The sequence below is a fragment of the Sneathiella sp. genome, from assembly GCF_041689005.1.
In the GTDB taxonomy this organism is placed as follows: domain Bacteria; phylum Pseudomonadota; class Alphaproteobacteria; order Sneathiellales; family Sneathiellaceae; genus Sneathiella.
In genome coordinates, this window is the sequence record NZ_JBDNHC010000079.1 from 1 (window position 1) to 18,234 (window position 18,234).

General features: G+C 53.5%; 13 protein-coding genes. 5 read left to right on the plus strand and 8 right to left on the minus strand.

What is annotated here, in order from left to right; genetic code table 11:
• Positions 1-321, minus strand: a 321-nt coding sequence (locus ACESNI_RS10060) for a paraquat-inducible protein A (protein ID WP_373086483.1), incomplete at its 3' end; no start/stop codon positions are given.
• A complete protein-coding gene (locus ACESNI_RS10065) occupies positions 318-1,049 on the minus strand; it encodes a paraquat-inducible protein A (RefSeq protein WP_373086485.1) in 732 nt (243 codons plus the stop codon). The genes ACESNI_RS10065 and ACESNI_RS10060, both read right to left, overlap by 4 nt.
• 256 nt (positions 1,050-1,305) lie before the next feature.
• Between ACESNI_RS10065 and cysD the strand changes: the two genes are divergently transcribed.
• Both cysD and cysN read left to right on the plus strand, forming a co-directional pair.
• On the plus strand, positions 1,306-2,214 hold the full coding sequence (cysD, locus tag ACESNI_RS10070; RefSeq protein ID WP_373086486.1) for a sulfate adenylyltransferase subunit CysD: 909 nt from the start codon (positions 1,306-1,308) through the stop codon (positions 2,212-2,214).
• A complete protein-coding gene (gene cysN, locus ACESNI_RS10075) occupies positions 2,214-4,112 on the plus strand; it encodes a sulfate adenylyltransferase subunit CysN (RefSeq protein ID WP_373086487.1) in 1,899 nt (632 codons plus the stop codon). Before cysD ends, cysN begins: the two co-directional genes overlap by 1 nt.
• Positions 4,113-4,121: 9 nt before the next feature.
• On the opposite strand, the gene rfbA is transcribed toward cysN, so the two are convergent.
• Positions 4,122-4,991, minus strand: coding sequence for a glucose-1-phosphate thymidylyltransferase RfbA (gene rfbA / locus ACESNI_RS10080; RefSeq protein ID WP_373086488.1), 870 nt, complete (start codon positions 4,989-4,991; stop codon positions 4,122-4,124).
• 110 nt (positions 4,992-5,101) lie between these two features.
• Complete coding sequence (locus ACESNI_RS10085; protein WP_373086489.1) at positions 5,102-6,673, minus strand: SAM-dependent methyltransferase; 1,572 nt, start codon at positions 6,671-6,673, stop codon at positions 5,102-5,104.
• Positions 6,674-6,844: 171 nt separating this feature from the next.
• Here ACESNI_RS10085 and ACESNI_RS10090 point away from each other — a divergent pair, with 171 nt between their 5' ends.
• Positions 6,845-10,465 (plus strand): hydantoinase B/oxoprolinase family protein, encoded by a 3,621-nt coding sequence (locus tag ACESNI_RS10090; RefSeq protein ID WP_373086490.1) that lies wholly within the window; start codon positions 6,845-6,847, stop codon positions 10,463-10,465.
• Between the two features lie 9 nt (positions 10,466-10,474).
• Here the strand turns inward: ACESNI_RS10090 and ACESNI_RS10095 are convergent, their stop codons facing one another.
• From ACESNI_RS10095 to ACESNI_RS10110, 4 genes are all read right to left on the minus strand, one after another.
• Positions 10,475-10,930 carry a YHS domain-containing (seleno)protein gene (locus ACESNI_RS10095; protein WP_373086491.1) on the minus strand — a complete coding sequence of 152 codons (456 nt, stop codon included), beginning with the start codon at positions 10,928-10,930 and terminating at the stop codon, positions 10,475-10,477.
• A gap of 77 nt (positions 10,931-11,007) precedes the next feature.
• A complete protein-coding gene (gene metH, locus ACESNI_RS10100) occupies positions 11,008-14,718 on the minus strand; it encodes a methionine synthase (protein ID WP_373086492.1) in 3,711 nt (1,236 codons plus the stop codon).
• Between the two features lie 34 nt (positions 14,719-14,752).
• The gene (gene metF / locus ACESNI_RS10105) at positions 14,753-15,676 is read right to left on the minus strand and encodes a methylenetetrahydrofolate reductase [NAD(P)H] (RefSeq protein WP_373086496.1); all 924 of its coding nucleotides are present in this window, start codon (positions 15,674-15,676) and stop codon (positions 14,753-14,755) included.
• Between the two features lie 2 nt (positions 15,677-15,678).
• Positions 15,679-16,638, minus strand: coding sequence for an ArsR/SmtB family transcription factor (locus tag ACESNI_RS10110; RefSeq protein WP_373086493.1), 960 nt, complete (start codon positions 16,636-16,638; stop codon positions 15,679-15,681).
• Between the two features lie 316 nt (positions 16,639-16,954).
• On the opposite strand from ACESNI_RS10110, the gene ACESNI_RS10115 reads away from it, so the two are divergent.
• Together ACESNI_RS10115 and ACESNI_RS10120 are read left to right on the plus strand one after the other, a co-directional pair.
• A complete protein-coding gene (locus ACESNI_RS10115; protein WP_373086494.1) occupies positions 16,955-17,752 on the plus strand; it encodes a VacJ family lipoprotein in 798 nt (265 codons plus the stop codon).
• A gap of 70 nt (positions 17,753-17,822) precedes the next feature.
• A partial coding sequence (locus ACESNI_RS10120; RefSeq protein WP_373086495.1) for a phospholipid-binding protein MlaC occupies positions 17,823-18,234 on the plus strand: 412 nt, incomplete at its 3' end.

The window sequence follows — 18,234 nt, forward strand, 5'->3', positions numbered from 1 at the left end:
TCCGTGTCCCTTAAGCTCATACAGCTTTTCCTTGGCCTCAGCAAGTTCCACAACCCCGCCTATTATCGTGTTTGGGGTCGGTTGGCCAAAATTGGTCAGTGTCAGTACCGGATAAATGTTTGCGGGTATGTACATAATCAGCGCCGCGAAAAGCAGGGCCCATGTCCGCTTCAGGCTATTGGCCTTGCGGCTATGTAAAGGACTGTCGCATCGCGGGCATCGTGCCGAGGATTTCGCTATATATTCGAAGGAGATGAGCAGACCGCAGATATGGCACGAAACCGCATCCAGCGACTTGGCGGTGACTGATGCTGTTGTCATTCTCTGATTGCCTCCAGCCGGGACCAAAGAGCGTCGTCGTCGAGGGACAAATAGGCCATAACCGTCGCTGCAACCATCAGCACAAAAGCAAAGAGCGACAAGCCAACCGAGACATTGGCAAAATCATTAAGCTTAACAAAGGCAACGATGATACCGAGAATGAAAATTTCTGACATCGCCCAAGGCCTGAGATGGATCAACAACCGGATCTGCTTTTGAGGATGGGAGGGTGATCTATTGAAGCGCATCGGTACTAAAAGCGACACAAGAACACTTAGTATCAGGAACGGGGCCGCAACGCTGGAAATAAAGACAATTAAACTAAGTTCCCAATACCCGGCGTTCCAGAAGGCAATTACACCGTCTATAAGTCGGTTCGACTGGAATTGCCCATCCATTTCAAAAATCAGAAGCGGGAACATATTTGCCAGAACGAAAAACAGCAATCCGGTCAGGGCAAAGGCCAAAGACCGGTCGAGGCTGTTTTTATGGCGGACAAACAGCAATGCTGCGCAGCGGCGGCAACGGCCCTGCTCCCCGGCCTCGATCGCGGATACCTTGTGGATGAGATCGCATTCCGGGCAGGCAACCAGCGCGTCGGTATAGCTGAAATCCTTGTCGATTGCGACACCCTCCTCACTCGAAAACGCAAACCGGATACTAAATCTTCTCTTACCGTCACGCCACATATAGGGAGTTAACAATGATAATGCGCAAAACTTTTGCATTCAATTGATTTCCTTTGCTAATTTTCAACGGACCGGATGTGATGGTTCGCGATCTTTCGGTAGGACGACCTATTGACAGGGGAATAGCGACGGGTTATTTCCGCATTATAACATGTTTTTTTATATAAATTACGGGTATTACATATTTTTAACGTAAAATATCGATGTTAGCGCTTGTTATCTATCGGGAATTTATGTAATCCCTGCTCTATCGCTGCTTTCGGAGGCCCGGCCCTTGAATGGAAACGAAAACGAAATGAACAATTCGCGTTTGACTCATCTTCAACAGTTGGAAGCAGAAAGCATCCATATTTTCCGGGAAGTCGTCTCCGAGTTCGAAAAGCCGGTGATGATGTATTCCATCGGCAAGGATTCTGCGGTTCTACTGCATCTGGCGCGCAAAGCCTTTTACCCCTCCCCGATCCCGTTTCCGCTGCTGCATGTGGATACAACCTGGAAGTTCCGGGAAATGATTTCGTTCCGCGATGCCATCGTCAAGGAGTATGGCGTTGAATTGTTGGTCCATACCAATCCGGATGGACTGGCGCGCAAGGTCGGCCCTTTCACCCATGGCTCCTCCCTGCATACGGACATCATGAAAACCGAGGCCCTCAAGCAGGCGCTTGATAAATACAAGTTTGACGCCGCCTTTGGTGGCGCGCGCCGGGATGAGGAAGCCTCGCGAGCGAAGGAACGCGTATTCTCCTTCCGGACAGAAAACCATCGCTGGGACCCTAAAAACCAGCGACCTGAACTTTGGAACCTCTATAATGGGCGGGTACGAAAAGGCGAAAGCATCCGCGCCTTCCCTCTTTCCAACTGGACCGAGCTTGATATCTGGCAATATATCTATATGGAAAATATCCCGATTGTTCCGCTTTATTACGCCGCCGTCCGTCCCGTCGTCGAACGGGATGGCATGCTGATCATGGTGGACGATGACCGCCTGCCGCTGGAGGACGGGGAAAAGCCGATGATGAAATCCATCCGCTTCCGAACCCTCGGCTGTTATCCGCTGACGGGGGCCATCGAATCGACGGCTGCTACCCTTCCCGAAATTATACAGGAAATGCTGATCGCGCGCACCTCCGAACGCCAGGGGCGTCTGATCGACAAGGATCAAGCCGGCTCGATGGAAAAGAAGAAGCAGGAAGGATATTTCTGATGGTTCAGCACGCCGAGACAATTCCCGACGACATCGATGCCTACCTGAAAACTCAGGAAGAGAAGGACCTCTTGCGCTTTATCACCTGCGGCAGCGTCGATGACGGGAAAAGTACCTTTATCGGCCGGTTGCTGTGGGATTCAAAGTTATTGTTTGAAGACCAACTCGCCACTCTCACCGCGGAAAGCAAGCGTGTGGGCACGCAAAACGGCGAGATTGATTACGCCCTGTTGCTGGATGGCCTGCAGGCGGAGCGTGAACAAGGCATTACTATCGATGTCGCCTATCGTTTTTTCGCTACGGAAAAACGGAAATTCATCGTCGCCGATACGCCAGGCCATGAGCAATATACGCGGAACATGGTGACCGGGGCCTCGACTGCCGATCTTGCTGTCATCCTGATAGATGCCCGCAAAGGGGTTCTTACCCAGACCATGCGTCACAGCTATCTCGTGTCCCTGCTCGGCATCCGCAAGATTGTGCTGGCGATCAATAAAATGGACCTTGTCGATTATGACGAGGCAGTATTTGAGCAGATCAAGGCGGATTATGCCGCTTTTGCCGGACAACTGCAGTTTGATGAGATCACCTGCATTCCCGTCTCGGCGCTGAAGGGCGACAACATGATCGCCGCCAGCCCGGAAATGCCCTGGTATCAGGGCCCTAACGTTATTAACCATCTGGAAACCGTTGATTTTCATCGTGATATCGACAATCAGCCCTTCCGCCTGCCAGTTCAGTGGGTTAATCGCCCCAATCTTGATTTTCGCGGATTTTCGGGCACCATTGCCAGCGGCTCAATTCGTGTCGGGGATGACATTGTCGAACCGGCCTCGGGCCAAACCAGCAAGGTCGCCAGAATAGTCACTTTTGATGGCGACCTTGAGGAGGCGATCGCCGGTCAGGCGATCACCCTCACCCTCGAAGACGAGATCGATGTCAGCCGCGGCGATATTCTGTGCGAGACGAAGGAACGCCCGGCGACCGCCGACCAGTTCGAGGCCAAGATCATCTGGATGAATAACGAACCTTTACTCCCCGGCCGGAATTACCTGATTAAAATCGGAAGCGCGCTAACATCAGCTAAAATCAGTAATTTAAAATATAAAGTTAATGTCAATACTCTTGAACATACGGCGACAACGACGCTCGGCTTGAATGAAATCGGCATCTGTAACCTCGCACTCGACAAAGCGCTTTCCTTCGATCCCTATTCGGAGAACCGGCAAACCGGGTCCTTTATCCTCATCGATCGCTTCACCAACGCCACTGTTGCCGCTGGGACGATTGATTTTGCTCTTCGCCGCGCTGACAATATCCATTGGCAGTCGGTGGATATCCATAAAGAAGCCCGTGCTAGCCAGAAGGGTCAAAAGGCATCGGTTCTCTGGTTCACGGGCCTGTCAGGCTCGGGCAAATCAACCATCGCCAATCTGGTGGAAAAGAAGCTGCATATCCTCTCCAAGCATACCTACCTGCTGGACGGCGACAATGTCCGCCACGGCCTTAACCGGGATCTCGGCTTTACTGATGCCGATCGCGTGGAAAATATCCGCCGGGTCGGCGAAACAGCCCGATTGATGGTCGATGCCGGTCTGATCACGCTCGTCTCCTTCATCTCGCCGTTCCGCAGTGAACGGCAAATGGCACGTGGCCTGATGGAAGAGGGAGAATTTCTTGAGGTGTTTGTCGATACTCCTCTCGAAATCTGTGAACAACGGGACATCAAGGGCCTGTATAAAAAGGCCCGCGCCGGCGAGATCAAGAACTTCACCGGCATCGATTCAGACTATGAGCGGCCGGAAAATGCGGAGATCGTTATTGACGGCGCCCGGCAATCGCCTGAGGATTCCGCCGACATGATCATTCAGAACCTTCAGGAGCGAGGACTTATCTAGCGCGCGGCCCTAGTCAAGGAGTGACAGCAGATAATCCCCATAACCGCTCTTGCGAAGAGGTTCCGCAAGGGCGGCAAGGTCCTTTGCTGTAATGAAACCCTTCTGAAAGGCAATTTCCTCAGGACAGGCTATTTTAAGGCCCTGACGCTTCTCAATCGTCTGCACGAACTGGGACGCTTCCAGCAGATTGTCGTGGGTTCCCGTATCTAGCCAGGCACTCCCGCGCCCGAGTTGCTCCAAATTCAACTGTCCACGCTCAAGGTAGAGCCGGTTAAGGTCAGTGATTTCCAGCTCTCCGCGCTTGCTGGGTTTTAGATGGCGGGCAAAATCAATAACCTGGTTATCGTAGAAATAAAGCCCGGTAATGGCAAAATTAGACTTCGGATGAGCGGGTTTTTCCTCAACCCCGATAACCTTGCCTGTCTCATCAAATTCGGCAACCCCATAGGCCTGCGGATCCGACACATGATAGCCAAAGATTGTGGCACCAGTCTCACGGGCTTTCGCGCTTTGCAGCAAGGAGCTAAAACGGTTGGCATAAAATATATTGTCGCCAAGTATCAGCGCCGAATTATCATCGCCGACATGGTCCTTGCCTATGATGAAGGCCTGCGCGAGGCCGTCCGGAGAGGGCTGGACCGCGTAAGTAAGGTTAAGGCCCCATTGTGATCCGTCTTTCAATACTTTTTGAAAAACGGCCTGTTCTTCAGGCGTTGTAATGATCAGGATATCACGAATATCTGCCAGCATCAGCGTCGCCAGCGGATAATAGATCATCGGCTTGTCATACACCGGCATCAATTGCTTGCTGACACCCAGAGTCAATGGATGAAGACGGGTGCCCGTTCCCCCTGCCAGTATTATTCCTTTATGTGCCATGTGCCCCTGTCTTGAAACTGTCAGATAAGTTTGAAATCATGAATATCATAGAACTAAACATGTAACAGTTTAATTTCCGTTATCAATTTATCAAGCCATCGACGATTATTTCAGGCAATATCACCCTGAATCCGGCTTTGTATCAGCAGGGCCTGAGGATGACCTGGGTTGCGCGTCAGCTGGCTATTGATAATTTTGACGGCCTCTTTCCTTTTGCCGAACTGCTGGTAGGCCTCCGCGATAGCCAGCAACCCGCTATCCGATGACCGAAGGTATTTTTCATTTTTTCGGATGACAGCAAAAATGGCATCCTGCTCCCCAATACAACAAAGTAACTTGAGGATGGAAAGAGTGGGATCCTCCGCCCTGCTACAGCGAAAATGCATGCTCTCAACATTATTAAGCGCCTCGACTACGGAATCCCGTTCAAAGGCACTTGCCTCCGGCAGCGCCCGGGAAAGTGCGTCAGCACATCCATTAAAAAACTTGGTATCCCAGCAACTCATCCGTAGCAAAGCCAATATTCGCGGCAGCGACAGTCCGTTAAAATTATCCTCCACAATTTTCTTTAAGGCGAAAAACTCATCGGGCCCGAATTTCCGGATATGGGCCTCAAATTCACGGTTAGTATGTTTCGGTTTGCGGCGGCCAGCACGCAGCAGGAACCCGGCAATTTCCAACGAAGATTTCGAATGCCCGGCTAAGAAAACCTGACCACGTTTGTTTTCCACATATTTTGACAAGGCATGGAAATTCACATGCAGCGAATAGGTGCCGTTGCGCACCACGTGGCGCGGCGGCAGGCTTTTAAGTTCAGACATATCGATCGCGCCAAAATCCCCCGTCAGTAGGAACATCGGTCCGGTCGTCAGAGCGCTCATGCGATCGATCACCTGAAATCCGCCGACGGGAAGGGAGAAGTGAAAAGATTCCTTCGTTTTTTTATAGCTACCAAGAATCCTGTTCCAGTCTGCATTATCGTAAAAGGGTAGCGAACAGGCCTCCTCCGAATAGTCAAACTCGGTATTGCGGACGATGGCGGCAATTGTTTCATCTCCGGGCATTATGCTGTGTTTAACCAGCCGTGCCTTCAATTTGTTTCCCGCAAGACTGAAAAGATCATGGGGAACGCTGTCAATGACGTAATTCGCGATAACGCCGAGCGGCGTCGACAACGAGCCGGGCGCGATTTTTCTGCCTGATATCAGCAGATGAATGCTGTGGCTGTTCATGACATCCAAATAGGCAAAATCGACAAGCCCCTGATCAATAAATGGTTTTAGCTGCGGATGGCTACGCCAGAAGGTAATATTGGCCTCGCTGATATCCGTCATGACATAGACAATATCCTGTTTCCGGCGGATTGCGACTTCCTCGGTCGAATGGAAATGCTTGAGAAAGCGATAGGCGAAGCGGCCGGAGCCCGCGCCGAGTTCCAGAATATATTGAGTATTCTCGCGGCGTTTGCCCAGTTGAGGTTTTGCAAAATCCTTGAAAAAGCCATCGATAACCTTGGCATAACATCTGGCAATAAAGGGATTCGTGGTGATATAGCTTGGCACCGCGTTCGGCTGCCAGGCATCAGGACCCATTTGCCGGTAATAGGTCCGCTGTAAATCCCAGATGGGCGAGTCTGATAATCGCCTAAAACCATCCTGCTCTTTTGCCTGTTTGCTGCTCATGCTCTGCCCTACCTTCTGCGCCCTGTGCTAGTCGGAGATAAACGAGCCGCTTGCAGATTTCGTGAATGCAATTCTGCAATCGCGGCTGAACACGCCTTTACGCGGACCGGGCATGGATGGTAATGAGGAAGGTGGCATTTTCCGTATCGTAAATTTCAGGTTTGACAGCAAATGACGAATTCAATAGGGCCTGCAACAACTGGTGATTGGCAATTCTGGGTTGATCGCGGCGGCACCTTTACCGACCTTGTCGCGCGCAAACCCGATGGCAGCATCGTCACGCACAAGCTTTTAAGCGAAAATCCGGAGCAATATGAGGATGCCGCCCTGCAAGGCATCCGTGATCTGCTCGGGATCGACAAATACAGTGATATCCCCGCCGACCAGATCAACGCGGTCAAGATGGGCACGACCGTCGCCACCAATGCCCTGCTGGAACGCAAAGGCGAGCCGCTGGTGCTGGTGACAACTAAAGGCTTTCGTGACAGTCTCAAGATCGGCTACCAGACCCGGCCAAGACTGTTTGACCTCAATATCAAGCTGCCGGAAATGCTCTACAAATCCGTGATTGAAGTGGAGGAGCGGATTGGCGCCGACGGAAAACTCATTCGTCCCCTCAATGAGGATCAGGCCCGCGCGGATCTACAGATCGCCTATGATAGCGGCCTTCGCGTCTGCGCCGTCGTCTTTATGCATGGCTACCGCTATCCCGACCATGAGCAACGGATCGCGGAAATCGCCAAGGAAATCGGTTTCACCCAAATCTCTACCAGCCATGGGGCCAGTCCGCTGATGAAACTGGTCAGTCGTGGCGATACCACGGTGGTCGATGCCTATCTCTCCCCCATCCTCCGCCGCTATGTTGACCGGGTTGCCTCCGAGCTCGGCGATACCCGCCTGATGTTCATGCAGTCCAACGGTGGCCTGACGGACGCGCATTTCTTTCAGGGCAAGGACGCCATCCTGTCCGGCCCTGCGGGCGGTGTGGTTGGCATGGTGCAAACCTCGGCCATGGCCGGCTTCAAGAAGGTGATCGGCTTCGATATGGGCGGCACGTCAACCGATGTGTCGCATTACGGCGGCGAGTATGAGCGCACCTTCGAGACCGAGGTAGCAGGCGTCCGCATGCGCGCTCCAATGATGCTGATCAATACGGTGGCTGCGGGTGGCGGCTCGATCCTTGAGTTTGATGGCGCGCGCTACAAGGTTGGCCCGGACAGTGCCGGGGCTAATCCGGGGCCCGCCTGTTATCGCAAGGGCGGGCCGCTGACGGTCACCGACTGCAATGTCATGCTCGGCAAGCTGGCACCGGAATTTTTCCCCAAGGTCTTCGGCCCCAATGCGGATGAGCCGCTCGATGCTGGGATCGTGCGCGAGAAATTCGCAGCCCTCGCGAAGAACATCAACGAGGCGACCAACGATACCCGCACGGCGGAAGAAGTCGCGGGCGGGTTCCTTTTTATTGCGGTTGAGAATATGGCCAATGCCATTAAGAAAATCTCTGTTCAGCGCGGCTATGATGTCTCTGAATATGTCCTGACTTCCTTTGGCGGTGCGGGCGGGCAGCATGCCTGTATGGTCGCCGACAGCCTTGGCATGAAGAAAATCATGTTGCACCCTTATGCAGGTGTGTTGTCGGCCTTTGGCATGGGCCTCGCGGACCTGCGGGTGATGAAAGAGAAGGCTGTCGAAATCACCTTTGAAGTAAACGCCTTGACCGGCCTCGCCGAGGCCCTCGATGCCCTCGCGACAGAGGGCCTTGCGGAAATGCGGGCGCAGGGGGTTGAGGAAGAACGGATCACTGTTGAGCGCAAACTGCATATCAAATACCACGGCTCCGACACCTCAATGGTTGTCGATGACGGCCCGCAAGGTGATGTCATCACTGCATTCGAGGCGGCACATCGGCAACGCTTCGGCTTTAACACCCCGGACAAGGAGATGATCGTCGAGGCGGTCGCGGTCGAGGTGATCGGCGCGGGTGACAAGGTCAGCGACCCCGAATTGCCCGCCGCCGAAACGAGGGCCGATCCGGAGCCGCTCTCGCGGCGGGATATCTTTATCGACAAAAAATGGCAGAGCTGCCCCTTCTATGACCGCGACAAACTTACCGCAGGCGCCAAAGTCAACGGACCCGCCGTCATCGTCGAGACCACCGGCACCACAGTGATCGAGTCTGGCTGGCAGGCGGAAATGACCCGCCGTGGCCATTTGATCCTCTCGCGGGTGACAGAGCTAAAACGGGCAATGGCCATCGGCACCGAAGTTGATCCGGTGATGCTGGAGATTTTCAACAATCTCTTCATGAATGTTGCCGAGCAGATGGGAACAGTTTTGGAGAAAACCGCCTATTCTGTGAACATCAAGGAACGGCTCGATTTTTCCTGCGCGGTCTTCGATTTGAACGGCGACTTGATCGCCAATGCGCCGCATATGCCGGTGCATCTGGGCTCCATGTCCGAAAGCATCAAGGCGGTGATCTCAAAACATGGTGACACCATGAAGGCGGGCGATGTCTTCGTCCTCAATGCGCCCTATAACGGCGGCACGCATCTCCCTGATGTTACAGTGATAACGCCTGTTTTCGACCTCGACGGTAAAGACGTTCTTTTCTATGTGGCGAGCCGTGGCCATCACGCCGACATTGGCGGGCTGACGCCGGGCTCCATGCCCCCCGATAGTCGCACGGTTGAGGAGGAAGGCGTCATCCTTGACAATATCCTGCTGGTGGATGGCGGCAAACTACTTGAGGACGAAATCATAGCTATCCTTAAATCCGGCGCCTACCCGTCCCGCAACACGGCACAGAATATGGCAGACCTGAAGGCGCAGATTGCGGCTTGCGAAAAGGGTATTCAGGAACTCCGCAAGATGGTCGATCATTTCAGCCTGGAGGTGGTCCACGCCTATATGGGCCATGTGCAGGACAATGCCGAAGAATCCGTCCGCCGGGTGCTGGATGTCCTGAAGGACGGCAGCTTCACTTACCCCATGGATGACGGCTTCGAGATCAAGGTCAAAATCTCAATTAACAAGGAGGCGCGCACCGCCACTATCGATTTCACTGGCACGAGCGGGGAACATCCAACGAATTACAATGCCCCGCGTGCCGTCACCACGGCAGCGGTACTCTATGTCTTCCGCTGCCTCGTGGACAGCGATATCCCGCTCAATGCGGGCTGCCTGAAACCGCTTGAGATTATCGTGCCGGACCGTTCCATGCTATCGCCGGAATATCCGGCGGCCGTAGTTGCAGGCAATGTTGAAACCTCGCAATGCATCACCGATTGCCTGTTCGGGGCGTTGGGTGTGATGGCAGCGGCGCAAGGGACGATGAACAACTTCACGTTCGGCAATGATACCTACCAATATTACGAGACAATCTGCGGCGGTGCGGGGGCAGGCCCAGATTTTGACGGAACCAGCGCGGTTCATACCCATATGACCAATGCCCGCCTGACCGATCCGGAAGTTTTGGAATGGCGCTTTCCTGTCGTCCTTGAAAGCTTCGAGATCCGTGAAAACTCCGGCGGTAAGGGCAAGCATAAAGGCGGCGACGGAACACTGCGTCAAATCCGTTTCCTTGAGCCAATGACGGCGGCGCTTCTCTCCAGTCACCGCGTTGTACCGCCGTTTGGACTGGAAGGCGGCGGAAATGGCGAAGTTGGCAATCAATGGGTGATCCGCAAGAACGGCGAGATTGAGCATTTGCAAGGGCGGGACAAGACCGAGATGGCGGCGGATGATATCTTTGTAATCCAGACCCCGACGGGCGGCGGTTTCGGTAAATAGGCGGTAAAACTATTTCTCGGCGAGAAAGTCCTGCCAGTAATGGTCGGCGTCCGCTATACGCGCTTCAATACCAGTCTTTTCCCAGCGGTCCTTGCCGGCCTGGTGGCCAAATAGAAAAAGCTTGCCGTCATGGATCAACCACACACCGGGATCGATATCACTGATATTGCCAAGGCTCATCTGGTTGGAGCAATAACCGCCATATTGCGGGGCATACGCAGTCGGGGACGCCGCGAACTGGTCCCTGCTATCGGCATCAGCAAAGCGCCATGTGGCACCCTTCCATTCGAAGATATAAGTGCCCTGCCCCCCTGTTGCATCCTTCTTGCTGAAATAGGCGACGCTGTCATAACCATCGACAGCAAGGCCCCGGATCGTCGTCTTGTTGACCTCGTCAAAGGCGAACGCCGTGGTCACGCCCGTCAGGAACATAAGGGTCACGGTCGCGCAAAAAAAACGAAGCATTCTTAATCTCCATAAAGCCTGCGCCCATTATGGCTGTGCCGTGCGGCAGAGTTAAATCAACTTCCTGTCACTCCGCTTCACGTTTTTGCGCGACGCACCCTTTCATAAGCGAGATTTGAGGCGAGAAGCCGTTCTGCCGCATCCGGAGAAATATCCTTGCGACTGGCATAATCCTCAACCTGATCACGGCTGACATTACCGACGCCGAAATACCGTGCATCCGGATGGGAAAAATAATAGCCGGAGACCGATGAGGCTGGCATCATTGCGAAACTCTCAGTAAGAACAATACCAACGCGGTTCTCGGCGTCCAGCAGTTCGAACAGCCCGCGCTTTTCCGAATGCTCCGGGCAGGCCGGGTAGCCGGGGGCCGGACGGATACCCTGATAGGCTTCCTGCACCAGTTCCGCATTGCTGAAATTCTCATCCGTCGCATAGCCCCAGAGCTCTTTGCGGGTTTTCTCATGCATATATTCGGCGAGCGCTTCGGCAAGCCGGTCGGCAAGTGACTTCAGCATAATACTGCTGTAATCGTCATGGGTTCGCTTGAATTCCTCAAGCTTTCCTTCAATACCAAGACCAGCTGTCACCGCAAAGCCACCAATATAATCGGGGATACCACTCTCCGCAGACGCAATGAAGTCGGCCAGACAATGATTGGCGCGGGCATTCTTACGCATCATTTGCTGGCGCAGGAAATGAAAACGATGTTTGACCTCTTGCCGCGTCTCGTCCGTATAAACAACCACATCATCACCGACCCGCGCTGCCGGAAAGAAGCCGATGATTGCGCCTGCGCGCATCCATTTTTCAGAAATCACTTTGTCCAGCATGGCCCGCGCGTCGTTATAAAGCTCGGTTGCTGTCTCACCGACCACCTCATCATCGAGTATTTTTGGGTAATGTCCGGCGAGCTCCCAGGTACGGAAGAAAGGCGACCAGTCGATATAGTCGACGAGTTCTGCCAGATCGACATCGACAAATTCACGAAGGCCTGTGTAGCTGGGTTTTTGCGGAATATAACCTTCCCAGTCAATCGGCACCGAATTGGCGCGCGCTTCTGCCAACGTCGATTGTGCATTGGGACGGGATTTCTTCAGGTAATTCTCCCTCACCTCCTCATACTCGATCTTGATACTGTCACGCAGTTCCTGATTATTCTCGTCACTGGTAAGTTTTGTTGCAATCCCGACGGCGCGTGAAGCATCGGTGACATAGATCGTCGTGCCATCATATTGCGGCGCAATTTTAAGCGCCGTATGCACCTTTGACGTGGTCGCCCCGCCAATCAATAGCGGCAGCTCAAAGCCCAGGCGCTGCATTTCTGCCGCCACCGTCGCCATTTCCTCAAGCGATGGTGTAATCAGGCCCGAAAGCCCGATGATATCCACCTTTTCGGCGATCGCCGTTTCCAGTATCTTCGAATAAGGCACCATGACACCGAGGTCGATGACCTCGAAATTATTGCATTGCAGGACGACGCCAACGATATTCTTGCCGATATCATGAACATCTCCCTTGACCGTTGCCATCAGGACCTTGCCCTTGGTCTGTGCGATTCCGCTCTTGTCTTTCTCCGCCTCGATAAAGGGGAGCAGATTGGCCACCGCCTGCTTCATGACGCGGGCACTCTTGACCACCTGCGGCAAGAACATCTTGCCTGAGCCAAACAGATCGCCAACGACGTTCATGCCGTCCATCAGCGGGCCTTCAATCACCTGTATCGGACGCGGGAACTGAAGCCGTGCTTCTTCCGTATCCTCGATAATAAAATCCGTGATGCCCTTGACCAGAGAATGACTTAGCCGTTCCCCGACCGTGCCCTCGCGCCAGGTTAGATCAACCACATTGTTGCGTTTCTGGCCGATAGCCTGTTCGGCCACCTCCAGCAGGCGGTCAGTCGCATCATCGCGCTTGTTGAAGACCACATCCTCAATCCTGTCGCGAAGGTCATCGGGAATATCGGAATAGACTGCGAGCTGACCCGCGTTGACGATCCCCATGTCCATACCCGCCTTGACCGCGTGATAGAGGAAGACTGAATGCATGGCCTCGCGCATCGGGTTATTGCCGCGCAAGGAAAAGGACATGTTGCTGACGCCACCGCTGATCTGGATATGCGGGAGAGTTGCCTTCAACTCCTTCGTCGCCTCGATATAATCGCGGGAGAAGTTGCGATGCTCGTCAATGCCAGTGGCGATCGGGAAGATATTGGGGTCAAAAATGATATCCTGCGGCGGAAAACCGACGACTTCCGTCAATATTTTGTAGCAGCGGGTGCAGATCTCAATCATCCGCTCCTTGCCGTCTGCCTGACCGTCCTCATCAAACGCCATGACTACAGCGGCAGCGCCGTAGCGGCGGACCTCCTGTGCATGGGCGATGAACTCGGCTTCGCCTTCCTTCAAGGATATGGAGTTGACGACGCCCTTGCCCTGCATAGTCTTGAGACCGGCCTCCAGCACTTCCCATTTAGAGCTGTCGACCATCAGCGGTACCCGGCTGATGTCCGGTTCGGAGGCGATGAGGTTGAGGAAGGTGGTCATGGCCGACTTGGCGTCCAACATGGCATCGTCCATATTAACATCGACGATCTGCGCGCCGTTCAACACCTGTTCGCGCGCGACATCGAGGGCCGTGTCATATTCCCCGTCCATCACCAGCTTCTTGAACTTGGCAGAACCGGCGACATTGGTGCGCTCGCCAACATTCACGAAACCGGCCACATCGTCCATATAGAGAGGCTCCAGACCGCTCAGGCGGCAGACGGGCTCGATATCCGGAATTTGCCGAGGGCGGATTTTCGACACTGCCTCGACAATGGCGGCAATATGCTCAGGACGTGTGCCACAGCATCCACCAACGATATTCACCAGGCCGCTTGCCGCAAACTCGCCAAGCTGCTCGGCCATGTAGGCAGGCGTATCGTCATAGTCGCCAAGCTCATTGGGAAGGCCCGCATTCGGGTGCACGCTGACGTGGGTATTGGCAATCGAAGATACCGCCTGAACATGCGGCCGCAAGTCCTTGGCCCCCAATGCACAATTAAAGCCGATACTGATTGGTTCCACGTGTGACATAGACGCCCAGAAGGCTTCCGGAGTCTGCCCGGACAATGTGCGGCCGGAAGCATCCGTAATGGTACCGGAGACCATCACCGGATGGCGAACTCCAACCTCGTCGAAATAACGCAGTACCGCATAAATGGCGGCCTTGCAGTTGAGGCTGTCAAAAACAGTCTCAATCAGGATGATTTGCGCACCACCCTCCATCAGGCCACGGAGCGCGCCGTCATAGGCCTCCACCAAGGCATCGAAGGTCACATTGCGATAGCCCGGGTCATTCACATCCGGTGAGATCGACGCGGTGCGGTTGGTCGGGCCCAGAACCCCGGCGACAAAGCGCGGTTTGTCCGGGGTCTTTATTGTCCATCTATCGGCGACTTTACGCGCGAGAGCGGCCGCCTGCTTGTTCAGCTCATATACCGCACTTTCCAGCTTGTAGTCGGCCTGCGCGATGACAGTGGAATTAAAGGTGTTGGTTTCCAGGATATCTGCGCCGGCCGCCAGAAAGTCATCGTGGATCTTCTCGATCACGTCCGGCTTGGTCAGGGTCAGCAGATCATTGTTTCCCTTGAGATCGGTCGCCGACGTTGCATAGGCTGTGCCGCGGTAATCCTCTTCGGCAAGCCGGTATCCCTGGATCATGGTGCCCATGGCCCCATCAAGAACCATGATTCTTTTATCGAGAATAGCCTCAAGCTGTGCGAATGCCGGTGATTTTTTCATAACGAACCTTATGGAGGAAATATGTGAAGAGAGTTTATACCGCAGCGAAATTCTGATCAGGGCGCAAGCCCAAGGTGTGGCAAACCGAATAAACCAGATCGGCCCGATTCAATGTATAGAAATGAAAATCGGCGACCCCTGCCCGCTGCAACTGCCGGCATTGCTCCGATGCCACCATGGCGGCGACAAGATTACGCGTCGCTGGGTCCTCGTCCAGATTCTCGAACAGATGGGTGAGCCATGCCGGAACCTGCGTGCCGCACTGGCCGGCGAACTTGCGGATTTTCGAATAGCTCGACACCGGTAGGATACCCGGCACAATGGGGATTGTAATGCCGTGGGTACGCGCCCGGTCAACAAACCGCAGGTAAACCTCAGGGTCGAAGAAAAACTGCGTGATCGCGCGTGTGGCCCCAGCGTCCATCTTGCGTTTCAGGTAATCAATGTCGGCCAGGCTTGATTTCGCATCCGGGTGAATTTCAGGATAACAGCCAACGGAAATCTCAAAATCATGCTGTTTCTTTAAATGGGTGATCAACTCGACGGACCCGTTGAACCCGCCCGGATGCGGGGAAAACTTTGTGCTGCCTTCCGGCGGATCGCCGCGCAGCACGACAAGATGGCGGATGCCGCTCTGCCAGTAATTTTCGGCAACCTCGTCAATTTCCCCGATTTCGGCCCCCACACAAGTAAGATGTGCCGCCGGTTCCAGGTCTGTTTCCTGCCGGATCCTCGTGACCATTGCATGGGTGCGTTCCCGGGTCGATCCTCCCGCGCCATAGGTCACCGACACGAATTTGGGCCCAAGGGGCGCAAGGCGGTTAAGCGCCTGCCAATGCTTTTCCGCGAGTGCGTCTGACGTGGGTGGGAAAAACTCAAAGGAAACCTCAACCCGGTTTGCGGGCCGCGGCGCGAGCAGTTCGTTCCCCGATTTTTGGCTGGTTGAAATACCCGACATAATCATGATGCAACGTCTCCGATAGACTGTACGCTGGACGCCGGCGTGGCGGTCCAGATATTAACTGTAAGGGGATCCCCTTTAAGAACTTGTATATTCTGGCTAATGAGACCAGCGTCCTCACAACTCTGCCAGATATCCTGTTCGGCAAACCCCATCTGGCGATGTGCGTGCTCGCTTTGCAGGCTTTGGACGTTATGACGCGCAAAATCTACGATTGCCATGACGCCTCCAGGACGGAGTAAACGGGCGGCCTCATGAATGACTTTTTCCGGATCTTCGGCATAATGCAGCACCTGATGAATAACGATGGCATCCTGTGACTGATTGGCAAAGGGCAGGTTATACATATCCGCGAGCCGCACCTGGCAATTGCGAAGACCCGCATCCTCGATCGCAGCGCGGGCGAAAGACAGCATTTCACGGCTGCTGTCAACACCAATGGCATGGGTTACATCTGGCCCGAACAATTCGAGCATCCGGCCCGTTCCAGTCCCGATATCCAGAAAATCGACGATCTTCTGATCCCGGAAGATATCCAGCAACGCTTTTTCAACGTCCATTTCCGGCACATGAAGCGAGCGTATTTCCCGCCAGTGAGGCGCATTTTCCCGGAAATATTCTTCCGCCGCCAGAACCCGTGTCGTTTTCACAATCTCCAGACGTTCCAGATCCCGCGACACAGTGAAATCGGCTTCCGGCACCAGATCCACAAGCGTGCGGGCAAGAAGAGAACTGCTATTCTTGCTCGAAAGCCGATAATAAACCCAGCTTCCCTCCTGAAAACGGTCAAGCAGACCTGCTTCACACAGAAGCTTTAAATGACGGGACACCCGGGGTTGGCTCTGGCCCAGAATCTGGGTCAGTTCACTTACCGTCAGTTCCGAATGGCCGCATAATACCAACAATCTCAACCGGGTTTCTTCTCCGGCGGCCCGCAATCCTTGAAGCAAGTTATCCAAAGTAACCTCCTCAATTTCAATAGTTTAAATGACATAAACATATTCTTATATCTTTGTACAGAGAAAATAGGCCCATAAAAGCGACTTTTTCGCAACACCGGGTGAGGATTTTAAAACCGTTCCTAGCCGCCGACTCGCGTTGAATCCGCCCCTGTGGTACCAGAAAATGACATTTTCTTGATTTGTTCGTATTTATTTTTCCTGAATGTGAATAGAGAAATAAAAAAATGGACAATTAAAGCTTTTGGTAATGGTAGCCGCTTAGGGTACGATTTTAAATTAAGTGATCGATAGTAAAGAAACGGGAAATATCAATATGGGTTTGCGAATAATCCTGTCGTCCGCTGTAAAACAAATGACAGCCATCGCAATCGTTGCCTCTATAAGCGCCTGTGCGACCCCGCCTGCTAAGGAAGGGAAAGCCGTCGCGGTTATGTATGACGAGGTTTATGACCCGCTGGAACCGATGAACCGGTATTTCTTTGACGTTAACTATGCGCTCGATGCCCTGTTTTTAAAGCCGGTTGCCGAAATTTATCGCGGCGTTCTGCCGCTTGGCGTTCGCAACAGCGTCCGTAATTTCCTGACCAACCTGTCGCAGCCGATTTATCTGATCAATAATGTTCTGCAGGGCGATCTCAATCGTGCCGGTGACAATATGGGCGCCTTCTTCACCAATACCTTCTTCGGTGTGGGCGGTTTGTTCGATGTGGCGCAACTCAACACACAAAAGGAAGACATGGGGCAGACATTTGCCATCTGGGGGGCTCCGGAAGGCCCCTATTTGGTCCTTCCCCTGATCGGTCCGAGTACAACACGCGCGGCGACCGGCATGGTTGCCGATTATTTTGCCGATCCCGTCAATTACGCGGCCCGGGAAAATGGCATTGAGGAAGTCGGCATTTATCGCGGCGTTGTCAGCGGCATTGATTCGCGCTCCCGCTCCATCGAGGCGCTTGATGAGATCGAGAAAAACGCCATCGATTTTTACGCGACGGTAAGAAGCCTCTACCGTCAGCACCGGACAAACTTAATCCTTAATGGCGCCAGCAATCCAACACAATTACCCAATATGTCTTTCGATGATGACAAAACTGCATCGACGAAAGAATAACTGTCCCACACGTCGTAATATTCTGGGATTTCAGATAATAAACCGGCATGTTCCATTGGGAGTATATTAAATGCTGAAGACTAAAATTCTGCCTGCTCTTTTTATGATTATTGCCGTGACGGCAGCATCAGCCATACCGTCGGCGGTTTCCGCGACAGAGACAAAAGAACAGGCCGCAATCGATCTCGTTAAATCCCTTGGGAATAAGGCCGTCGAGACTCTCGCTAACAATTCGCTCTCGCCCGAACAGAAAAATGAGCAGTTCGAAAATTACATGGATGAGGGCTTTGACATGAAACTGGTCGGCCGTTTTGTCCTCGGAAATGCGTGGCGAAATGCCTCTGACGCCCAGAAAAAAGAGTTTCAGTCTGTCTTTCGCGATTATATGGTCGCAACCTACAGCGAGAAAATCGGATCCTATTCGGGAGAAAACCTTAAAGTCAACGATGCGACGTCTCTTAACGACAAGGAATCCCTGGTCA